The sequence below is a fragment of the Corynebacterium sp. HMSC08F01 genome, assembly GCF_001807545.1.
GTDB classification, from domain to species: Bacteria; Actinomycetota; Actinomycetes; order Mycobacteriales; family Mycobacteriaceae; genus Corynebacterium; species Corynebacterium coyleae.
The window spans coordinates 88472-108078 of sequence record NZ_KV789323.1 but is presented as its reverse complement, the minus strand read 5'-3'; the positions used below and the strand labels follow the sequence as shown (position 1 = coordinate 108078).

General features: G+C 59.4%; 19 protein-coding genes and 1 tRNA gene. 8 read left to right on the top strand and 12 right to left on the bottom strand.

Going from position 1 to position 19607, the window contains the following annotated elements; translation table 11 throughout:
- Positions 1-67: 67 nt before the first annotated feature.
- Positions 68-1606, bottom strand: coding sequence for an HNH endonuclease signature motif containing protein (locus tag HMPREF3171_RS09905; protein WP_070484811.1), 1539 nt, complete (start codon positions 1604-1606; stop codon positions 68-70).
- A gap of 33 nt (positions 1607-1639) precedes the next feature.
- On the bottom strand, positions 1640-2506 hold the full coding sequence (locus HMPREF3171_RS09900) for a hypothetical protein (RefSeq protein ID WP_070484810.1): 867 nt from the start codon (positions 2504-2506) through the stop codon (positions 1640-1642).
- 181 nt (positions 2507-2687) lie between these two features.
- Here HMPREF3171_RS09900 and HMPREF3171_RS09895 point away from each other — a divergent pair, with 181 nt between their 5' ends.
- Positions 2688-2933, top strand: a complete 246-nt coding sequence (locus HMPREF3171_RS09895; protein WP_083279521.1) for a PLDc N-terminal domain-containing protein — start codon at positions 2688-2690, stop codon at positions 2931-2933.
- 581 nt (positions 2934-3514) lie between these two features.
- Here HMPREF3171_RS09895 and HMPREF3171_RS09885 read toward each other — a convergent pair.
- Genes HMPREF3171_RS09885 through HMPREF3171_RS09875 form a run of 3 tightly spaced genes read right to left on the bottom strand, consistent with a single transcriptional unit; the run spans position 3515 to position 5903 of the window.
- Positions 3515-4204: a MerR family transcriptional regulator gene (locus HMPREF3171_RS09885; RefSeq protein ID WP_070484809.1), complete on the bottom strand. Its 690-nt coding sequence runs from the start codon at positions 4202-4204 to the stop codon at positions 3515-3517.
- A gap of 54 nt (positions 4205-4258) precedes the next feature.
- Positions 4259-5623 (bottom strand): PFL family protein, encoded by a 1365-nt coding sequence (locus HMPREF3171_RS09880; RefSeq protein ID WP_083279522.1) that lies wholly within the window; start codon positions 5621-5623, stop codon positions 4259-4261.
- Between the two features lie 10 nt (positions 5624-5633).
- Entirely contained in the window at positions 5634-5903 is a 270-nt protein-coding gene (locus tag HMPREF3171_RS09875) for an ACT domain-containing protein (protein WP_070484808.1), read from the bottom strand.
- 41 nt (positions 5904-5944) lie between these two features.
- Here HMPREF3171_RS09875 and HMPREF3171_RS09870 point away from each other — a divergent pair, with 41 nt between their 5' ends.
- On the top strand, positions 5945-6601 hold the full coding sequence (locus tag HMPREF3171_RS09870; RefSeq protein WP_070484865.1) for an NAD(P)H-binding protein: 657 nt from the start codon (positions 5945-5947) through the stop codon (positions 6599-6601).
- Here the strand turns inward: HMPREF3171_RS09870 and HMPREF3171_RS09865 are convergent.
- The 3 genes from HMPREF3171_RS09865 to acnA form a co-directional block, all read right to left on the bottom strand.
- Complete coding sequence (locus HMPREF3171_RS09865) at positions 6598-7338, bottom strand: glutamine amidotransferase-related protein (RefSeq protein WP_070423149.1); 741 nt, start codon at positions 7336-7338, stop codon at positions 6598-6600. The genes HMPREF3171_RS09870 and HMPREF3171_RS09865 overlap by 4 nt on opposite strands.
- A gap of 24 nt (positions 7339-7362) precedes the next feature.
- Positions 7363-7929: a TetR/AcrR family transcriptional regulator gene (locus HMPREF3171_RS09860; protein ID WP_070423150.1), complete on the bottom strand. Its 567-nt coding sequence runs from the start codon at positions 7927-7929 to the stop codon at positions 7363-7365.
- A gap of 143 nt (positions 7930-8072) precedes the next feature.
- Entirely contained in the window at positions 8073-10850 is a 2778-nt protein-coding gene (gene acnA / locus HMPREF3171_RS09855; RefSeq protein ID WP_208856595.1) for an aconitate hydratase AcnA, read from the bottom strand.
- Positions 10851-11043: 193 nt separating this feature from the next.
- Between acnA and HMPREF3171_RS09850 the strand changes: the two genes are divergently transcribed.
- The 3 genes from HMPREF3171_RS09850 to HMPREF3171_RS09840 all read left to right on the top strand — a co-directional run bounded on the left by HMPREF3171_RS09850 (position 11044) and on the right by HMPREF3171_RS09840 (position 14834).
- Positions 11044-11517, top strand: a complete 474-nt coding sequence (locus HMPREF3171_RS09850; RefSeq protein ID WP_083279523.1) for an Rv1476 family membrane protein — start codon at positions 11044-11046, stop codon at positions 11515-11517.
- Positions 11518-12085: 568 nt separating this feature from the next.
- A complete protein-coding gene (locus HMPREF3171_RS09845) occupies positions 12086-13744 on the top strand; it encodes a DIP1281 family NlpC/P60 protein (RefSeq protein WP_070484806.1) in 1659 nt (552 codons plus the stop codon).
- A 31-nt stretch (positions 13745-13775) separates the two neighbouring features.
- Positions 13776-14834: a ferrochelatase gene (locus HMPREF3171_RS09840; RefSeq protein ID WP_070484805.1), complete on the top strand. Its 1059-nt coding sequence runs from the start codon at positions 13776-13778 to the stop codon at positions 14832-14834.
- Here the strand turns inward: HMPREF3171_RS09840 and HMPREF3171_RS09835 are convergent.
- Positions 14831-15586 carry a hypothetical protein gene (locus HMPREF3171_RS09835; RefSeq protein WP_070484804.1) on the bottom strand — a complete coding sequence of 252 codons (756 nt, stop codon included), beginning with the start codon at positions 15584-15586 and terminating at the stop codon, positions 14831-14833. The two genes, HMPREF3171_RS09840 and HMPREF3171_RS09835, sit on opposite strands and share 4 nt — an antisense overlap.
- A gap of 40 nt (positions 15587-15626) precedes the next feature.
- Here HMPREF3171_RS09835 and HMPREF3171_RS09830 point away from each other — a divergent pair, with 40 nt between their 5' ends.
- The 3 genes from HMPREF3171_RS09830 to HMPREF3171_RS09820 are packed head-to-tail and all read left to right on the top strand — an operon-like array spanning position 15627 to position 18159.
- A complete protein-coding gene (locus HMPREF3171_RS09830; RefSeq protein WP_070423154.1) occupies positions 15627-16478 on the top strand; it encodes a DUF3097 domain-containing protein in 852 nt (283 codons plus the stop codon).
- 10 nt (positions 16479-16488) lie between these two features.
- On the top strand, positions 16489-16917 hold the full coding sequence (locus tag HMPREF3171_RS09825) for an NfeD family protein (RefSeq protein WP_070423155.1): 429 nt from the start codon (positions 16489-16491) through the stop codon (positions 16915-16917).
- Positions 16918-18159 carry an SPFH domain-containing protein gene (locus HMPREF3171_RS09820; protein WP_083279524.1) on the top strand — a complete coding sequence of 414 codons (1242 nt, stop codon included), beginning with the start codon at positions 16918-16920 and terminating at the stop codon, positions 18157-18159. It abuts the gene before it with no gap.
- On the opposite strand, the gene HMPREF3171_RS09815 is transcribed toward HMPREF3171_RS09820, so the two are convergent.
- The 3 genes from HMPREF3171_RS09815 to HMPREF3171_RS09805 all read right to left on the bottom strand — a co-directional run bounded on the left by HMPREF3171_RS09815 (position 18131) and on the right by HMPREF3171_RS09805 (position 19537).
- Complete coding sequence (locus tag HMPREF3171_RS09815; protein ID WP_070423156.1) at positions 18131-18691, bottom strand: MarR family transcriptional regulator; 561 nt, start codon at positions 18689-18691, stop codon at positions 18131-18133. The genes HMPREF3171_RS09820 and HMPREF3171_RS09815 overlap by 29 nt on opposite strands.
- Before the next feature lie 35 nt (positions 18692-18726).
- Positions 18727-19374 carry a TVP38/TMEM64 family protein gene (locus HMPREF3171_RS09810; RefSeq protein WP_070484803.1) on the bottom strand — a complete coding sequence of 216 codons (648 nt, stop codon included), beginning with the start codon at positions 19372-19374 and terminating at the stop codon, positions 18727-18729.
- A gap of 77 nt (positions 19375-19451) precedes the next feature.
- A tRNA-Leu gene (locus HMPREF3171_RS09805) sits at positions 19452-19537 on the bottom strand.
- Between the last annotated feature and the right edge of the window lie 70 nt (positions 19538-19607).

The following is a 19607-nucleotide window of genomic DNA, read 5'->3' as shown; positions in this document are numbered from 1 at the left end:
TCGCCATTGGGGCTTGGGCAGGCTAGCGCCCACCAACGTTCGAGGCAGGCGAGTTTCCGGTGGCAGCCTAAAACGGCGGGTAAGGGGATTGGTGTTTAGCCCATGATGGCGGCTCGGCAGGCTCGCGCGGTGGGGGTTTCGCTGTGGCTGTGTTCAGTCGGTGGTTTCGTTTACGGATCCGATTGACGGCTGAGTTTTCTGCCGCATCTGCATGATTGAACCTAATCTTGGTGGATCCGGGTTGCTTCACACCCACGCGGCCAGTTGCGTGGTCCCGTTCGATGTGACTCGTGTTGCCTCTGTGGTCTTTGAAGTCGTTGTTACATCGGTGATGGGTTCTACAGAGTGCGGCGAGGTTATCGATGTTGGTGTCACCGCCTTGCAGCCACGACGTGATGTGGTGGATCTCGGTTTGGGTCAGTGGGGCGGTGCACCCCGTCCAGGCACACACGCCTTGCACCGCGAGCAGCGTGATCTTCTGTGCCAACGATGCAAGGCGGCTCGTGCGGTAGAGGTTCAAGGGCAAAGAAGTCGCCCCATCAACGCTGAGGATGAAGTCAGCGGTGCCGTCCATCCCGAGACGGACGAGATCGAATGCTGTGAGGTCGATGCCGGTATTGGTTTGAAACTTCGTGGTCGGGGAGGCATCGGCGAGCTCGTCGAGCGTTACGGAGACGACAACGGACGCACAGCCGCCACCTGTTGGCTTTTGGCACGTGTCGTAGTGCTTCAGCATCTTGGCAAATTGGTCGTAGGCCCGTTGTGCTGGGGATCGGTAGTCGTCGACATCCTTTGGCATGTTTGAGTTCGGCGCTAGCCCCTTGTCGGTGAGTGCCTTGAACAATGCGGTGTCGCTGGCAGTGGCGTCGATGGTGATCTTGTGGGTGCCGTCGGCGCGCTGTGGCCCGATGTGGAGCCCACGTTTCTCCATGCCGGCGTTTGGGTTCGTGGGGTCGAGGTGTTCGCGGTTAGCGTCTTCTACCCAGCGTCGTACTGTTGCACGGAGGTCTTTGACTGTACGTCGCGGAGCCTCTGCGAGCGCCTTAGCCTGGAGACGAGCGCGGGCACCTTTGGCGGCCTCAACGAGGCGATCCAGCTCGAGACGAATCACGCGTTGTTTTTCGGCATTGACGCGCTCGGCGTTTCGGCGTGCCGTTTCCTGTTCGCGGCGCGCCTGCTCGCGCGCTGCTTGCTGCGCAGCTGCTTTCGCGGCCGCCTGTGCGGCATCGTCCGCCGTGGAATCTGCGTTGGAGTCGAAGAGGTCACCATCAGCAGCGTCCTCTGCGGTCCCCTCGACGGCCGGCTCCCCGTAGTAGTCGCGGCCACGGGCGAGACGGTCGTAGGCCTCCTTGGGCTCAAGGCCAAGCTTCTTCTGTAAGTACTGGGTCGGATGTTTCGCACCGACGGTGCGGCCAGCTTCATCGCGCTCGCAGAGGAATGCGAAGAAGGCGTCGAGGCTTGCCTTGACGTTGAAGGCTGCTTCGAAGCGCTCCATCTCTTTGTGGATGTCGTCGAAGTGCAGCGTTGCTGGGTCGTGAAAGAGGTCCTTGATGGCGAAAAGGGCATGGGAGATGGTGTCGACGTGGCGCGAAAGCTCCGTTGACATGGTTTCTCTCCCTTAACGCAATCGGAATTAGTGTTAGAACGGACCTTTAACAGTTGTAGGGCTGGAGTCAGCCCAGGATGTGTCGGCAAGAAAGTCAACTGTGATGGATTCTCGGCGTGGTTGTGTCAGCCGTTCATGTACGCGCTTCATCGAGTCTTCGTTGACGTCGACTACCATGATCAACCTGCCGGAACTATCGCTCAGGCGCAATGAATTTTCCGGCGAATCAATGGTGAGGAATGGATAGTCGCTCGGGAAGTGTGGCTTCACTACCGTCTCGTATTCGTCGCCAAGCAATGCGTCCTGGAAGGGGCGAATCTGGACGTGTGGTGGCTTCCAGTGGAATAGGTATTGCGCCAAAATCTCCGCAGTAACGGATCCTTCATCCCGGAGTGAAAGCAGATTGGTCAGGATCCTGTCTCCGCCGGCGGGGAGCAGGATATCCATGCCTGAACAGTACTCGCCGTTGCGCTTTGAGATAACCCGTATGACTTTGCGTTCAAGAAGTGGCGGTAGCTGCAAGTACATGTCCGTGTTGCTAGCGCGAGCCAATTCGTAAAGGGGCTTAACGTTTTCATGATCAAACGTGCAGCGGTCCGGCTTATAGTTGTCGATCCTGAGCGTCACTTCGCGTCGGGCGTAGTCGAGGATGAGGTAGTCTTCGCACAGCTCGTCGAGGTACGGGGTGTCCACATATTGCGTGGATAGTGGCGCTGGAAATTGGGCGAGAAGATTTGCGATGTCTCCGAGTCCCCGAGTGGGATTTCGTGTGTCGATCCTATATGCGTAAATAGATTCGAGTATGAATGCGAATCCGTCCCCGTGAAGATCGAAAGTTGCGCCAATGGGCTCGCATTCGATGCGTTCGGTTATGACATGTAGTAGCGGTTCTGGGAACATTTTTGCGCTCCTTAGGTCGTAAAAATTGCGTTACCAGTGACCGTAATGAGCTAAACATTGCTCGCACAAGTGTTTGATCACTATATTGTGCATCGACCCCTAGATAGGCGCAATATCCGAAATTTTGCGAGAAGAGCAACACGCTTATCGACGATCAACCCGACCGGCTAAACTTCAAACCATGGCTAAAAACAATGAGTTCATCGACACCATCAAGGACGCATGGAACAGCTTGTCTTCGGATCAGAAGACAATTGCTGGCGTCCTGGCCACGATCGATACGGCAGGCAAGGCCTTTGCGCTTCGCGACCTCGCTCGGACCAATTCCAAGAGGATTCGTGGCCCGAAGTGGCTGTGGACTCCGATTATCGGCGCAGTTAACACGTTTGGCTGGGTTGGCTACTTCATTATCGGGAAGAAGCGCTAGGCACCTTGGTTCCGTTACCGCGGTAGTAACGTATCTTCCTAACGCGTACGGGAACTGGTCGCTGCCACGGGTAGCGATCGGGATAGGCCAGCACGTCCTCATGTAGGCAGATGAGTGTGTCTGTTCCGGCAGGACCGCCGAATGTGAGTACGCCATCGGCGACCTCGACCGCAGAAGTATATGAAGGGGAGTCCGTCACACTGTGCACGGAGGTCGTTGGTATTTCCGTAAAAAGCGTTCGTCCGCGACGAAGCACGACGGTCTTGTCGTCGAAATAGCTGGGACGAATTCGCTCCGCGGCGATTAGACCCCACACGAACACGAGGGCCCACAGCGACAGTAGTAGCGCAACGACTCGAATGATCCCTTCAGGCAATACGAGGTGAACAACCCCGGCCTCAATTGCGAGCACCGCTGTGACCATCCCAAGCAATTGCAATCGACCAGGTTGATGGGGCAGCGCCGTAGCCTCTTCGGGGATGAGTGTCTCCCGGCGGATCCAACGCAAGAGATCTCGGTATAGACCGAGTTCATACTTGGCCAGGCGGAAGCCGGGGTGTTTTCGGAACAAGCGGAGGAAGCTACGCAAGGGGATCACCTGCCAGCACTTGAAGCACTAATCCCTGTGCGCCCTTCGTAGGTACATCCGACGACGCAAGTGGCACGTCTCCGGGGCTGAGGGTGGGGAAAATGTCTCGCATCAGTCCGGCTTGCGCCAGCGGGCGAAGCCTATCGACGATTACTTCGACGGAAGGGTCTCCAGGCCGCAATTCACCGAGTTTTAGCCAGAGGTCCGCAGCCTTTCGAGCTGCGGCGAGACAGCTGGGATCTTGAAGATTCTTCCGGAGCTGCTCCCAAGTGCCCGGCGTAGCAACGCCGGTAAGGGCCATGAGGTCCCATGAATCCAGTTCGATCCGCAAAAGTGACGAATCATCGATTAAGGAGCCGAGCGAAAAACGGATGTCGTCCGGGGTCCCATGTGGTGACGAAGACAGAGCGAGAAGGCGCTGTTTCTGGCGCTGGAGCTGTGCAATGCGCTCGTCGAGAAGGGCGAGCGATTCCTCAACGGCCTTCGGGCTCTGGACTTCAGATACCGGAACGCCGGCGTCGATAAGTGCTCTGGCGCGAAGGACCGCCGCGAGATCGGATACGGAATAGTTGCGGTAGTTACCACTGGTCCGAGCAGGTTCGGGAACTGCGCCACTCGTATGCAGGTGACGCACGGCCCGCACGGAGCAGCCTGCGACTGCAGCGACTTCTGAAATCTTCACACGACCATTCTCAACCCTGACACTGTGTCAGGGTCAAGAAGTCGGAGGAACTAATTAGTTCCTAAACCCGTGCACCGGTGCGGGGATGAATCCGCCACGGTGGATGAATTCGTCGTTGCCCACCTTGTTTACCGGAATGACCGGTGCGTAGCCGAGGAGGCCGCCGAAGTTGACTTCGTCGCCAGGCTTGGTGCCCGGCACGGGGATCAGGCGTGCTGCGGTGGTCTTATGGTTCATGACACCGATTGCCGCTTCGTCGGCAATCATGCCGGCGATGAGTTCGGCAGAAGTGTCGCCTGGGATTGCGATCATGTCGAAGCCGACGGAGCAGATGGAGGTCATTGCCTCGAGTTTGTCCATGGAGATCGCACCGGAGTTTACGGCGTCGATCATGCCTTTGTCCTCGGAGACCGGGATGAACGAGCCTGACAGGCCACCGACGCGGGAGCATGCCATCATGCCGCCCTTCTTCACGGCGTCGTTAAGCAAGGCTAGCGCTGCGGTTGTGCCGTGGGTGCCGACCTGGTCGAGCCCCATGCGTTCGAGGACGTGTGCGACGGAGTCGCCCATTTCGGCGGTCGGTGCAAGCGAGAGGTCGACGATGCCAAACGGGACGCCGAGGCGCTCAGCAGCAAGAGTGCCGACGAGCTGGCCCGCACGGGTGATCTTGAACGCGGCCTTCTTGATCTCCTCGGCGACTTCGTTGAGCGTCGCGCCCTTGAGCGGAGCGATCGCATTGTCAACGACACCTGGGCCCGACACGCCGACAGAGATGACGGTGTCTGGCTCTTCGATGCCGTGGAATGCGCCGGCCATGAACGGGTTGTCGCCGACCGCGTTGGCGAAGACGACGAGCTTCGCACAGGCGATGGAGGAGCGGTCCTTGGTCAGTTCCGCCGCTTCCTTCACAATCTCGCCCATCTTGGCCACGGCATTCATGTTGATGCCAGCGCGCGAGGATGCGATGTTGACGGAGCTGCAGACGTTGTTGGTTTCCGCCAGAGCTTCCGGGATGGAGTAGATCAGGTTCTTGTCGGCGCGGGTGCCGCCCTTCTCGACGAGTGCGGAGTAGCCGCCGACGAAGTTCACACCGAGTTCGGCTGCAGCGCGATCGAGAGCTCGCGCAATCTCGACCGGGCTACCCTCTACACCTGCTGCAACAAGTGCGACGGGGGAGACCGAGATGCGTTTATTCACAATCGGGATGCCGAGCTCGCGCTCGATGCCTTCACAGACGGGAACGAGGTCGCGGGCGCGTTCGGTGACGCGGTCGTAAACCGCCTGTGCGGTGGCCTCCATCGTGGCGCGGGTGCAACCGATGAGTGAGATGCCCATGGTTACGGTGCGGATGTCCAGGCGGTAGTCCTCGATCATCCGGATGACGTCGAGGAATCGTGCGTCAGAAAACTCGAGTTTCACGGAACTTCCCTTAGATGTCGTTGATAGCGCTGAAGAGTGCTTCAGATTGGATCCGGACTACCATGCCGAGCGGCTTACCGCACGCGTCGAAGGCGTCCTGGAGGACACCCATGTCAACGTTTCCTTCGGGGAGCTCGGCGCGCATGATCATGGTGAAGAAGTCATCCATGATGGTTTGCGATACATCTACGATGTTAAGGCCCTGGTCGGCTGCGGTTTTCGATACCGCTGCAATCACGCCCGGGCGATCCTTACCTGTGGTTGTAATAATTGCATGCATGCGAAAAGTATAGGCGGGAAATGTGCGTTAAGGTCGCATTTATGAAAACTCAGCATGTACTTGTTCTCGGTGCGGGTGGAAACGTCTCGCGCTTCACTGTGCCCAAACTAGTGGGCAATGGCCACAACGTTAGTGCTCTTGTCCGGAATCCTGACCACGCCAAGCAGCTTGTCGACGATGGCGCCACCGTCATCGTTCGCGATCTCACCACTCTCGACCAGGAGGGATGGGCACGCCTCCTTACACCATTCGATGTGGTTGTCTGGTCCGCGGGCGCAGGCGGGGGATCTGCGGAGCGGACCTGGGCGGTGGATCGCGACGCTGCGATGACGATGATCGACGCGCTCGAAGAGCTAGACGAGTTCGCCCCATTTCTCGTCATGGTGTCCTATGCAGGTGCCACCGAGGCCTCCACTGAGGATGATGGCGGTTCGTGGTACGCCTACGTTGAGTCAAAGAAGGCCGTTGATCGGCGACTGCTTGATTCGAGCCTGCCACACCAGATCCTTGGCCCAACGCTGCTGACCGATGATCCAGCAGAGGGCATCGCGCTTCTCGACGAACCACGTGGCACCGAATCCGAAACCCCTCGAGAGCTCGTAGCAGATGTGATCGTCGAATCGGTTGGCCGTGGCGAGCCGTTTGCACGTAACCCGCTGGACTTTGAGGGTGGCAGCGGGGCAGTAGCAGGCCTCTAATTGTCGAGGGAGAAGTAGTCCTCGCGGCACAGCCGGGCGAAGTTGCGTAGAAGCATGTTCGCCCGGCTGACGTCATGGTTGGGCAGATCTGCGACGATGCGGGCGTACTCCTCGGCAGGGAAGTAGCCGTAGTCGTGGAAGAAATCCATGCGTGTACGCATGGCGTCGGCGTCCATTTCGGCGTGAAACTGTGTGGCCCACACGTGGTCGTCGTAACGCACCATCTGCACTGGGCAGGAGGGACCTGTAGCGAGCACGGTCAACGAATTGGGCAACTCTACGGGGTTCTCTGTATGTCCCGTCAGCGCGGTAAACGTGCCGGAGCCACTGACTACGGGGTCAAGCTCCCCTTCGGCTGTCACGTCAACGATGGTAGGTCCAGAAGGCTCAGGCGAGGTGCACCCAACGGTGCCGCCGAGGTGGTCGACGAGCCAGGAGATGCCGAAGCAGACGAAAAAGACAGGCTTGCCAGATGCAACCACGGTGGATAGCACGTCGTCGATATGCAGGTGCCAGGCACCACGTTCTTCATTGGTGACGTTCAGCGAGCATCCGCCGACGATAATCCCGCTGACCGTGTCGAGCGGGCCTAATTCAGCGTCAGGCGAATTGATGATGCGAAGCTCCATATCCAATTCGCTCAGGCCAGTTGCGCGCAGCGTGTCGTGATACTCGGCGTGCGCGACATCTGGGCCGATCTCGCCGTTGCGAAGTGAAAGGAAAAGGAGCTTAGCCATGCCGGCTACTCTATACCGCTCGGTCTAGTCCTGATTCATTGGGTGCCGAACGGCTTGCTCCACGATGTCAAGCATCGATTCGAGGCGTTCCACAGGCTCACCGGCAGCGAGTTTGGTGATAAACCCTTCGAGAACAGTCTCCAGGTAGGTCTGCACTACCTCCACGGGGACGTCGTCGCGCATATGCTTGTTCGATTCCAAGCGCGTGCGCACCGCCTGGTCGAGCACCTCTTGATGTTCCCGCCAGCGTGCTTCGAACTTCGGGTCAGTTCGCAGTCTCCGCAGGATTTCCGCACGGGTGGTGAACCAATCGTTTGCTTCAGTGTCGTGGAGCATCCCACGCATGACCTCAACCAAACCCTGCTCACTGACCACTTGTGCCTGGCGCTCCGCGTCCGCTTTCGCAATAGCAAGGAACAGTGATTCCTTGTCTCCGAAGTGATGGAAGATCGCGCCTCGGGTTTTACCGGTGGCTTCCTCGAGCCGTGCAACAGTGGCGCCCTCGTAGCCGTAATGGGCGAAGCATTTGCGTGCGGTATCGATAATCTCGCTACGGCGGCGTGCGAGCTCGGCCTCGCTCACGATAGGCATGTCAGTGCTCCTTGGCGTAGTTCTAGGTCAAAAGTGGTCGAAGACTAGCGGAGTGCGGAAACAAAGGATTAGGGGGTAAAAATGCGGAAGGGGCCCCGCGTAGTGCGGTGGCCCCTTCGCGGCGATGGCGTCAGGAGAGCTGACTAGCTCTTGACCATCTGGCGAAGCACGTACTGCAGAATGCCGCCGTGGCGGTAGTACTCAGCCTCACCTGGGGTGTCCACGCGGACAACAGCGTCGAACTCGACAGCGTCAGCGCCGTCCTTCTCAGCCTTGACGTGAACCGTTGCCGGGATGTCACCCTTGTTGAAGTCGGTGATACCGGACAGGGTGAAGGTCTCGGTGCCGTCGAGGCCGAGGGACTCGTGGGACTGGCCCTCCGGGAACTGCAGCGGCAGAACACCCATACCGATCAGGTTGGAACGGTGGATGCGCTCAAAGGACTCGGCGATAACTGCCTTCACACCAAGCAGGTTGGTGCCCTTAGCAGCCCAGTCACGGGAAGAACCGGTGCCGTATTCCTTACCAGCAAGGACGACGAGCGGAATGTTCTTCTCGGCGTAGTTCATCGCAGCATCGTAGATGTATGCCTGCGGTGCACCCTCCTGGGTGAAGTCGCGGGTGAATCCACCCTGCTCATCAACCAGCTGGTTGCGCAGACGGATGTTTGCGAAGGTACCGCGAACCATGACCTCGTGGTTGCCACGACGGGAGCCGAAGGAGTTGTAGTCCTGGCGCTCAACACCGTGGGAATCGAGGTAGTTCGCAGCCGGGGTGCCCGGCTTAATGGAGGAAGCAGGGGAGATGTGGTCCGTGGTGACCGAGTCGCCCAGCTTCGCCAGAACGCGAGCACCCTCGATGTCCTTGACATCCTCCGGCTCCTCCGGCATGCCGTCAAAGTACGGTGCCTTGCGGATGTAGGTGGAGTCTTCGTTCCACTCGAAGGTCTTGCCGGTCGGGATGTCGAGACCCTGCCACTGTGCGTCGCCCTTGAAGACGTCGGCGTAGTCAGCCTCGTACATCTCACGGGAGATGGTGCCAGCGATGGTCTCTTCGATCTCCTCGGTGGACGGCCAGACGTCCTTGAGAAAGACGTCGTTGCCGTCTGCGTCCTGGCCGAGCGGCTGGGTTTCGAAGTCGAAGTCCATGGTGCCGGCGATTGCGTATGCAATGACCAAGAGCGGGGACGCGAGGTAGTTCATCTTCACGTCCGGGGAGATACGACCCTCGAAGTTGCGGTTGCCGGAAAGCACTGCGGTTGCGGTGAGGTCAAACTCGTTGACAGCCTCGGAGACCTCAGCCGGCAGCGGGCCAGAGTTGCCGATGCAGGATGCGCAGCCGAAGCCGGACAGGTAGAAGCCAACAGCCTCGAGGTCCTTCCAGAGGTCTGCGCGCTCGTAGTAGCCGTCGACAACCTGGGAGCCCGGAGCCATGATGGTCTTGACCCACGGCTTAGCCTTCAGGCCCTTCTCAGCAGCCTTGCGTGCGAGCAGGGCAGCGCCAACCATGACGGACGGGTTGGAGGTGTTGGTGCAGGAGGTGACTGCAGCAATTGCGACGAAGCCGTGGTCGAGGGTGTACTCGCCACCCTGCGGGGACTCGACGATGACCGGCTTGGAAGCGCGGCCCTCAGCACCCACAGCAGCGGACTCGCCGTTTGCCGGCCAAGACTCGTTGTAGGAGACGCTGTCGACCTTTGCTGCACGAACCGGCTCGGACGTGCCCTCGCCAGCGGTGTTGTAGTCCGGCAGCTGCTTGCGGAAGGTCTCCTTGGACTCCGCGAGCAGGATCCGGTCCTGCGGGCGCTTCGGGCCAGCGATAGACGGCTTGACGGTGGAGAGGTCGAGCTCGAGGTACTCGGAGTACTCAGCTTCCGCAGCGTCCTGCTCAAGCCACATGCCCTGTGCCTTGGCGTATGCCTCGACGCGGTCGATGTCCTCCTGGTTACGACCGGTCAGGTGCAGGTAGTTGATGGTCTCCTCGTCGATCGGGAAGATCGCGCAGGTGGAGCCGAACTCTGGGGACATGTTGCCGATGGTGGCGCGGTTTGCCAGCGGGATCTGCTTGACACCGTTGCCGTAGAACTCGACGAACTTCTGGACCACGCCGTGCTCACGCAGCATCTCGGTGATGGTCAGCACCACGTCGGTTGCGGTCACGCCGGTCGGAATCTCGCCGGTGAGCTTGAAGCCGACAACGCGCGGGATGAGCATGGAGACCGGCTGGCCAAGCATCGCTGCCTCAGCCTCGATACCGCCGACGCCCCAGCCAAGGATGCCCAGGCCGTTTTCCATGGTGGTGTGGGAGTCGGTACCAATGCAGGTGTCCGGGTATGCAACGCCGTCGTTGTCAAAGACAACGCGGGAGAGGTACTCGATGTTGACCTGGTGGACGATGCCGGTTCCCGGTGGGACAACGCGGAAGTTAGAGAAGTTCTCTGCACCCCAGCGCAGGAACTGGTAGCGCTCCTCGTTGCGCTGGTACTCAATCTCTACGTTCTTCTCGATGGCGTCGGTGGAACCAAAGGCCTCGATGATCACAGAGTGGTCAATAACCATCTCTGCCGGGTTCAGGGGGTTGACCTGATCCGGGTTGCCGCCGAGCGACGATACGGCCTCACGCATGGTGGCAAGGTCGACGACACACGGCACGCCCGTGAAGTCCTGCATCAGCACACGTGCTGGGGTGAACTGGATCTCAACGCTCGGCTCTGCCGACGGGTCCCAGTTTGCAATGGCCTTGATGTGGTCTTCGGTGACGTTCTTGCCGTCCTCGGTGCGCAGGAGGTTCTCGCCCAACACCTTAAGGGAGTAGGGGAGTTTCTCCATGCCTTCAACAGCATCGAGAGCGAAGTAGTCGTAAGACTTACCGCCAACCTCGAGCGTCTTCTTGGCACCGAAGGAATTCTTGCTTTCTGCCACGGTGAGCTCCATTCCTCGTCGTAATCAAAAACAGGGATGATGACCCTATGGTCAAGTCCCATACTAAGCGACCCGCCATAGATCCGTACTGATGATAACAGTACGTTCGTTATGTTTTCATATTTTGCTTATCGACTACAGCAAAATCACTCAGATTAGAATCGGCCCAGCAGTTTGGCATGAAGGAGTAATCGTGGAGCCGGAGACGACATTGGACGAGCTAATCGGCCAGCTTGAAACCTCTGCCGTGGCTTTTGGTACGGAGAATCCGGTAAACGATGACCTGCGAAATGGCATTGAAGGCGTGCTGAGCTCGCCGCATTCGGATTCGATTGACCCTGCCGCAGTAGTCGTTTTAGAGCGCACTCCAGAAAAGGTTGCCCAGCTCCGAGATCTTGCCCAGGACATTGCAAACGCTACGGAATATTCAACGGTGCTGATCCGCACACCCCACACCGCAGTGGGGGTAAGCGAAGAGTTGAGTCGTGCGCAAATAGAGACAGGGGAGCTCGCGATGATGTCGCATGCGGATTATGTCGAAGGGCTGAAAGCGTTTACAGGGGAGGCGAGTTCCTTCTCTCCAATGTGGCCGGTAGTTGTTGGGGTGGTGCTAGTCGCGTTTGCCCTCCTCGCGATCGCTGCGCGGCGCCCAAAGCCGTCACGCTAGACAAGTTGCAGGACTTGACGGAGTTCATGTTAGGAGTATCTCGGGTTGCTAAAGGGTACCTGCTCCGCGGCTCTTTTTTCGCCATTTTCCCACGTCAAAACGTATAAGTAACGGTTCGGTAACCTTGGATGTGAGCAAACTCACACATCAAATAAGCGTGTCAATACATGCAGGTGAGGCGCGTGTGAATCATGTGACAAGACTTGACTTGATCAACTTTATGTAACGAAAGGGATACAAGTCGGTTGGCTTGACGTATGGTGCTCCTATCGGCTCGCGGGTCGATAGTTGTCACACGTTTCGCGTGAAGCTTCATTGAGCGCTCTAGTCAAGCGTTCGACTGATGGATCGGGCTTGTGGGGAAGCACGCCGAGATCCTGAAACATTGTTGAAGCGCCACGGATTCTTGTGGTGGCTACTTCTTCGCGCTGCCGCGTTAGTAGTCAACATCGAGGCCGCACGTTCTTACCCCTAGTCAGGGTTTATGTGTGCCTTGGCGCGCCTGCAGGTTTCTTGATCACCTGCGGGCCTGCCACGGTATGCGCGTGTGGCGTGAAGGAGCACCTTCGTGGCAAATCCACTAAGGGGCACCCGGTTTGGACGTGCACGTAATGTGTTCGGTACTGCCGCGTGTGTCGTTACCGTGTCGTTGGCGGTGGGCCTCGTCAGCCCGGCTGCCTCTGGTCAGAGCTCGACGTCTACCGTCAGCGAACTCGTTTCCGCAGTCACCCGCGCTCAAGCGGACGTGGACGCCCGAAACTTGAACCTCGGCGAACTGCAAGAGGCGGTTAACCAGTCGCTCGTCGATTTGCACGACGCTCATGCAAAGGCCCAGCAGGCCCGCCTCGGCGAAGAGGAAGCTAAGCGTCGACTGGACGAGGCTCAGGCTCGCGTCGAAAGGCTGCGCACCGAGCTTGATGAGTTAAGCCGTTCCCAGTATCGCGGGGCGTCGACAAGCGATGTGCTCACGTCGATTAGCGGTAAGGACACGCAGCGCGACGTGCTGGATCGCTCGCTGTTCCTGCGCCAGCGTTCTGAAGAAAAGCGTGCGAAGCTGCAGGAAGCGGAGCAGGCCCGTGCAGAGGCGGCGAACGAAGAGTCGACGCTGCGTCAGACGCGTGAGCTTGCCGACTCGGCTGCTCAAGAAGCCGAGGCTGCGGAGGCGCAAGCGCGTCAGCTTCTCGACGACAACCGCGCAGCGCTCGAGGCAAGCACGGCTGAGCGCGACGCCGCGCAACGCGAGCTTGAAGCAGCGCAATCTGATCTCCAGGAGCAGCGCGCGCCTGAGCAGCAGGAAGCATCCGATGAGACAACGGAGGGCCCTGTGGCCAGCCCGTACGCTTCAACCCTGACCATTTCGCGCGGCGATGCCACCTATGAGGTCCCAGAAGAGGTCGTGGACCGTGTTCGGGAGCGCATCTCTGGTACCTCCCCTGAAGCCGGCGAGCCGAGCCGTGAGGCCATCGTGGATGCCGTGCGTGTTGTCGCCCAGACTTCTTCTTCAGATACGACGTCCGACGACGTGTCCCAGGTTGCTGCGCTTTCTTCGGCAGCAGGCTTGCCACAGCTTGACGACGACGCTATCGCGAAGGCTGGTGCCATCGCCGTCGGCGTAGCCCTGGTTGGCGGCGTTGCTGCGAACCACGGCTCCTTCTCTGATGCAGTGAATAGCGGTGACGCAGGCCAACTTGTGACTGCGTTCGCAGAAGGGCTCACTGGTGCCTTGGGCAATGTCGATAACACCTCAGGCACCGTGGCTGACGTATTGCCGCAGGTGCAGACTGCGGCAGATCTTACTGAGAAGGCTCGTGCTGCCTCTGCGGCCGTATCCGACGCCTCTCAGGTTGAGACGGTTATCGCACGCGCTCAGTCGATGATCGGCACGCCGTATGTCTGGGGCGGTGGCGATGCAAACGGTCCAACCACGGGCTTGGAAGGTGGCGGCCAAGCTGGCTTCGACTGCTCTGGCCTCGTGCTTTACGCATTCGCCGGCGCTGGCATTGCATTGCCCCACTACACGGGCTACCAGTACCAGCGCGGCACGCATGTGCCGGCGAGCGAAGCGCAGCGCGGCGACTTGCTGTTCTGGGGTCCGGGCGGCAACCAGCACGTTGCCATCTACCTCGGCGACGGCACCATGATCGAGGCACCGCAGTCTGGCATGAACGTGCAGATTTCTCCGGTCCGTTGGTCCGGCATGGCGCCGAACGCGGTCCGCCTGCTCTAATTTTTCGGGGCCACAGTCTAGGCTCAAGGCTATGGCTCTCAACGACTACGACGCACTCCTCGTCCTTTCCTTCGGTGGACCCGAAGGAAAGGACGAGGTTATTCCTTTTCTAGAGAATGTCACCCGTGGCCGCGGGATTCCGCGTGAGCGGCTCGCCAAGGTAGGGGAACACTACTTCCACTTCGGTGGTGTTAGCCCGATCAATGAACAGAACCGAGTGCTGATTAGCAACATCGAAAAGCAGTTGGAGGCTCGGGGGATTGAACTTCCGGTGTACTTCGGCAACCGGAACTGGCACCCCTTTGCGGAAGATACTGCGAAGCAGCTGGAGGCTGACGGGCATAAGCGCGTGCTGGTGTTCGCGACCTCGGCATGGGGTGGGTACTCGGCCTGCCGACAGTACGACGAAGACATCCAGAGGATCCGCGAAGTGACGCCGCAGCTTGAGTACACGAAGCTTTGGCAGTTCTACGCCCACCCGACGTTCGTGCGGCTTATGGCGAACGTGTTGCGTAGCGCCGTCGATGCAGCGCCGGCTGGTGCAAAAGTACTGTTCACTGCTCACAGTGTTCCGAATGCTGCGGATAATGTCTCAGGTGGCCCGGAGGATGCCAACCTGTACTCACGGCAGGTGCATGAGGCGGCCCGGCTGGTCGCTGCAGAGGCCGGCGTCGAAGAGTACGAGGTTGTCTGGCAGTCTCGCTCCGGCAATCCGGCAACGCCGTGGTTGGAGCCGGACATCGTAGATCGCACCGAGGAGCTCCATGATCAAGACAGCACCTTTACGCACTTGATCTGTGTGCCACTCGGCTTCATCACCGACCACATGGAGGTGATCTGGGACCTCGACACCGAGCTGCGACAGGCCTGCGAGGCACGCAACATCACGCTAGATCGCGTTGCGACGGTGGGGCTCGAGCCCGATTTCGCTGGCATGGTCGTCGATATCGCGCAAGCTATCGCTGATGGTGACAAGCCTGAAACCTTGTCTAATGTTACTGTTCAGGGGTGTACCGTCAACGGCGCGCCGTGCAAGCCGCATTGCTGCGAGCCGTTGAAGCACCCGGGCCGACCGGGTAGCGCAAACTAATTCGCTAGATATTCGCGCCGGTAATCGATCACTGCGTCTGCGACCCCCGCCATGCGGGCGGTGCGGACGTGCCGCCACAGTGCAAACAGGTGGGGGTCGAAGGAGTGGTCGTCGAGTCGCTCCGTTACCGTCTCGATCGTCGCGGCAACACGGTCAGCCCTGGCAAAAAGCTTTGCCGCTCGCGCAGTCACCCCGGCCGGCAGCCCGGGGGTGTCGTAGAAATCAGCGAGTGTGCCGACGGTAAGCCGGGGATTTGGCAATTCCTTCGAGGTGCCACCAGCCGCCTCAATCAAAACGGCGGCTTCATCGGTTGCGCGCGACAGCAGTTGATCTGCCTCACCCGGAGTTAGCCAATCCGGTTCCGGCAGCCGCTCAGTTTCTTCAAACCAACGCCAGCGCACTTCCGCCCCCGAGTAGTCGGGGACAAGGATGTGGCTGATCCCATCTCCCCGGACAACCAACGCACCAGCCTGGGAGAGGGCGTCCATTGCGGGGGATCCAGCTCGGAGGCGCGGTGCCTGTCCTGGCCCCCACAGAATCAAGCGGATAACTGGATCCGGAGACTCAAGGTCGGCGGCGGCGCGGACGTCGCTAAGCAATTGCACCATGGGGGCGTCGCAATAGGTGTGGGTGCCGCCAAGGTCTGTTAACGCGTCGAGGGTGTCGTCCGTGGACTCGACGTTGTACAGCCAGGCGGCAAGCCAGACTGCAGTGTTTTGGAGAGGCGAGTAGACCTGAGCGCGCGTGTGCATCCAGTTGAGTCTAGCTAGGGGGATAGAATACGGAGCCACTATGGGAGATAGCCGGTATAGCGGAGATATTTTTCAAGGCCACGCGCGCAAGAGGAGGCCAACGTATCCAGAGATGCCTGCAGAGCCAGGCATCATCGTGGAGATCGTCGGCAACGACTTTGTCGGCGCAGTGGTTGGATTCGAGCGAACCTACGACGGCGACTTCGTCCGCCTGGAGGACCGCTATGGAACCCAGCGGCTGTTCAAAATGCTGCCGGGGGCATTCATGGTCGAAGGGCAGCGTGTCACCCTCACCCGATATGTTGCACCGCGTAACGACGAACCAAAGCGCTCCAACTCGGGCTCACGCAAGGTTGCTAACGTGCAGGCGAAGGTTGCAATGCCGTCACGCATCTGGGTGGAGGGCATCCACGATGCTGCGATCGTTGAGCAGGTGTGGGGGCACGACCTGCGTGTTGAGGGGGTTGTCGTCGAGTATCTGGAAGGGCTAGACAACCTGCAGATGCGTCTCGACGAGTTCCAGCCTGGACCGGACCGTCGCGTCGGTGTGCTCGCCGATCACCTCATTAGGGGGACTAAGGAGGCTCGGCTCGTCGAAAATGTAGGACCTCATGTGTTGGTGACGGGGCACCCCTACATCGATATCTGGGCTGCGGTGAAACCGAAGAGCGTCGGCATCGCCGCCTGGCCGGAGGTTCCGTACGGCGAAGACTGGAAGACGGGCGTGTGCCGTCGCTTGGGTTGGTCTGATCCAAAGGAAGGCTGGCGCCGCGTTTCATCGTCCGTGCGCACTTTCCGCGACTTGGATTCAACACTTATCGGTGCAGTTGAGAGACTGGTGGACTTCGTCACTAATCCCGAGCTCACGAAGGAAGATCTCACACACATGTAAGATTTGCGCCGTGGGAGCATTGATTTGGTTTATTGTCGCGGCAGGTTTCGCGCTACTCGAGCTTGGCGTGGGCGAATTGACGCTGCTCATGCTCGCTGCGGGTGCGTTGACAACATCGGGGGTCGCCTTATTCGACGTTCCACTTGCAGCTGAAGTCGCGGTGTTTATCGCTTCCTCGTTGCTGTTCTGGTTCTTCCTAAGGCCACGTCTGCGCAAGCGGATGGATAAGCCGCTGGTGCTCGATGAGACGCCACGCGCGCTCGTCGGAAGTCGTGCAGAGGTTGTCGAGGACATCGGCCCCGGGGGTGGGCAAGTGCGTTTCGACGGCAGCCTGTGGTCGGCACGCGCCCTGGATCCGGCAAAAACTATTCCTGCAGGTTCCCACGTGACCGTTTACGATATCGACGGACCCGTAGCCGTCGTTTGGAAGGAGTCCTAAATGGGTGGGTTAGTTACCTTCGCCGTCATACTTATTCTGTTTATCGCGCTGCTTACAGCGTCGATCAAACTGATTCCGCAGGGAGAAGCTGCGGTTATTGAGCGTCTGGGACGCTACACGCGCACTGCGTCCGGTGGGTTGACGTTCCTGGTGCCGTATATCGACCGCATCCGTGCGCGCGTAGACACGCGTGAGCGCGTGGTGTCGTTCCCGCCCCAGGCAGTAATTACCCAGGACAACCTGACCGTGGCGATTGACACGGTGGTGACGTTCCAGATCAACGAGCCTGCGAAGGCCATCTACGGCGTGGACAACTACCTCGTCGGTGTGGAGCAGATTTCGACGGCAACGCTGCGTGACGTCGTTGGTGGCATGACGCTTGAGGAGACGCTGACCTCTCGCGAAACCATTAACCGCCGCCTGCGCGGTGAGCTAGATGCTGCGACCGCAAAGTGGGGCCTGCGCATTAGCCGCGTGGAGCTCAAGGCGATTGATCCGCCACCGTCGATTCAGCAGTCCATGGAGATGCAGATGAAGGCGGACCGCGAAAAGCGCGCGATGATCCTCACCGCTGAAGGTAAGCGCGAGTCCGACATCAAAACCGCTGAGGGTGAAAAGCAGGCTCGCATTCTTTCTGCCGAGGGTGAGAAGCACGCAGCGATTCTCGCCGCTGAGGCTGAGCGTCAAGCAATGATGCTGCGCGCCGAAGGTGAGCGTGCCGCGAAGTACCTCGCTGCGCAGGGTGAGGCGCGTGCGATCCAAAAGGTGAACGCCGCGATTAAGTCCTCTGGAGTGACGCCGGAACTCCTGGCATACCAGTACCTGGACCAGTTGCCGAAGATTGCCAACAACGAGGCGGCCACGATGTGGATGATTCCGTCCCAGTTCGGCGATTCGTTGCAGCAGTTTGCCAAGGCGTTTGCCAACAAGGACGACGACGGAGTGTTCCGCTACGAGGCGGCGCAGGTTGACGAGCGCGATCTTGAGATGGCCGATGAGGGCAATCCGGAGCGTTGGTTCGACACCTCGACCGACCCGGAGCTAGCCAAGGCGCTTGCAGAGGCCCGCGCGGTGGCGAACAAACACGTAGACGATCCAGATCCGACCCAACCTACCGCTGGCACGGCTTCCAGCGACTCGGGGTTGCGAGAGATCAGTGCCCCTGCGAACAAGCCGACCGATTTCGGGTTCAATGACCAGGTGTCGAACCCGCTTAATCAGCCAGATCAGCAGCCCGAGTAATCAGGTTGAGGGCCAGTTGCCAGCCGGCTTGTTCGGCTGGCCATCCCGCTGCCTGGAGCCTCTGGCTGATTGCCTGCTTGGATATGCCGAGCTCGGCTGCTGCTTCATTCTGATTCAGCCCGCGGCGCACGAGCGAGGTCGCTTCTCGTCCCTCGAATGTCCGCTTGTGCAGCACGTGGGCTAGCAGGGCGAATGCGGCAGCGATATCCGCAGCCTCAGTAGTTGCGCCTTGCTTGTCGACGACCACACGCACCTGGCCCGCTTTCACCCCAACCGCCTTTGAGGCAGCTTTCAATGCATCGCTGTTGCTTGCAGCGACCCCTAGGCCGATGGCCCAGTTGCCGTCGGAGAGCAGCGCCATGATCAGGTTTAACGAAGCCTCAGCGTCATCCACCAGGGTGCGGATATCTTCAACACCGAGCACTTCAAACGGGCTGATGCCTGGGAGAGTGCCAAGCGCCTCCGCGGAACGCTCGACGACGGCAGCACGCCCTTTTTCGCGGCCCCTGTATTTCGCATGCACGGCAATCATGGCTGCCAATACTACGCGGGTCTACCCGTGAGCCTTTACTTACGCGCCGGAAGTCGTGCGTCGAGAATCAACCCGCTAAGGCCAATCACTGCCAATACAGCCATCACTGCGATGACCACAGGGTTTGCCTCACCCGTGAGGGTGTCGCCAAAGATAGTGACCAACACGGTTCCTGGAAGTGAACCCGCAAACGTTGCGATGGCAAACGGCAACACCGGAACGCGCGTGAGCGCTGCTGCGTAGTTGAGGACGGAAAATGGAACGGCTGCAATGAGGCGCAGGCTGAAAATCGCGAGCCAGCCGCGTTCTTCGAGGCGCCGGTTGATCTGCTCAACAGCAGGATGTGTCAGTCGCGCTTCTACCCAATCCCGCAGCAGAGTGCGCACGATCAACAGTGAGATAACTGCGCTGACTGTCGTCGCGGTAATCGCGATCAGGATCCCTTGTACCGAACCGAAAAGAATGCCGGCAGAGACGGTCATCACGGTGCGCGGGATAGGGAATTGGGTAATCAAGATATAGAGCAGCCAGAACGCTACTGGGAACCAGGGGCCGAGTGTGTCAGCCCAGGTGCGAAGTGTGGAGAGTGGTGGGACGTCGAGAAACACCCAGCCCGCTATGAACACGACGATAAGCACTGCGAGTACGAGCTTGTTGCGGGCGGAACCCGATATCTTGGGCATACGCACTCCTCGACCATGTCTGTAAATATAAATGTCCCGCTCCGCAGTTCTATTGACTGCTGAGCGGGACTTATCTGTGCCCGGAGGGGGACTTGAACCCCCACGTCCGTTAATAGGACACTAGCACCTCAAGCTAGCGCGTCTGCCATTCCGCCACCCGGGCTAGGGTGTTTGTTCAGCCTCTCGGCTGGGCACCTGCACTACTATAGGGTCGGTTCTTGCAGGTACCAAAT

Excerpts from the sequence above, each read along its gene's own strand:
- HMPREF3171_RS09820 (WP_083279524.1), top strand. The coding sequence starts at position 16,918 with ATGGGTGGGTTAGTTACCTTCGCCGTCATACTTATTCTGTTTATCGCG.
- HMPREF3171_RS09810 (WP_070484803.1), bottom strand. The coding sequence starts at position 19,374 with ATGCCCAAGATATCGGGTTCCGCCCGCAACAAGCTCGTACTCGCAGTG.
- HMPREF3171_RS09835 (WP_070484804.1), bottom strand. The coding sequence starts at position 15,586 with ATGCACACGCGCGCTCAGGTCTACTCGCCTCTCCAAAACACTGCAGTC.
- HMPREF3171_RS09815 (WP_070423156.1), bottom strand. The coding sequence starts at position 18,691 with ATGATTGCCGTGCATGCGAAATACAGGGGCCGCGAAAAAGGGCGTGCT.
- HMPREF3171_RS09900 (WP_070484810.1), bottom strand. The coding sequence starts at position 2,506 with ATGTTCCCAGAACCGCTACTACATGTCATAACCGAACGCATCGAATGC.
- HMPREF3171_RS09870 (WP_070484865.1), top strand. The coding sequence starts at position 5,945 with ATGAAAACTCAGCATGTACTTGTTCTCGGTGCGGGTGGAAACGTCTCG.
- HMPREF3171_RS09905 (WP_070484811.1), bottom strand. The coding sequence starts at position 1,606 with ATGTCAACGGAGCTTTCGCGCCACGTCGACACCATCTCCCATGCCCTT.
- HMPREF3171_RS09865 (WP_070423149.1), bottom strand. The coding sequence starts at position 7,338 with ATGGCTAAGCTCCTTTTCCTTTCACTTCGCAACGGCGAGATCGGCCCA.
- HMPREF3171_RS09830 (WP_070423154.1), top strand. The coding sequence starts at position 15,627 with ATGGGAGATAGCCGGTATAGCGGAGATATTTTTCAAGGCCACGCGCGC.
- HMPREF3171_RS09895 (WP_083279521.1), top strand. The coding sequence starts at position 2,688 with ATGGCTAAAAACAATGAGTTCATCGACACCATCAAGGACGCATGGAAC.
- HMPREF3171_RS09875 (WP_070484808.1), bottom strand. The coding sequence starts at position 5,903 with ATGCATGCAATTATTACAACCACAGGTAAGGATCGCCCGGGCGTGATT.
- HMPREF3171_RS09860 (WP_070423150.1), bottom strand. The coding sequence starts at position 7,929 with ATGCCTATCGTGAGCGAGGCCGAGCTCGCACGCCGCCGTAGCGAGATT.
- HMPREF3171_RS09840 (WP_070484805.1), top strand. The coding sequence starts at position 13,776 with ATGGCTCTCAACGACTACGACGCACTCCTCGTCCTTTCCTTCGGTGGA.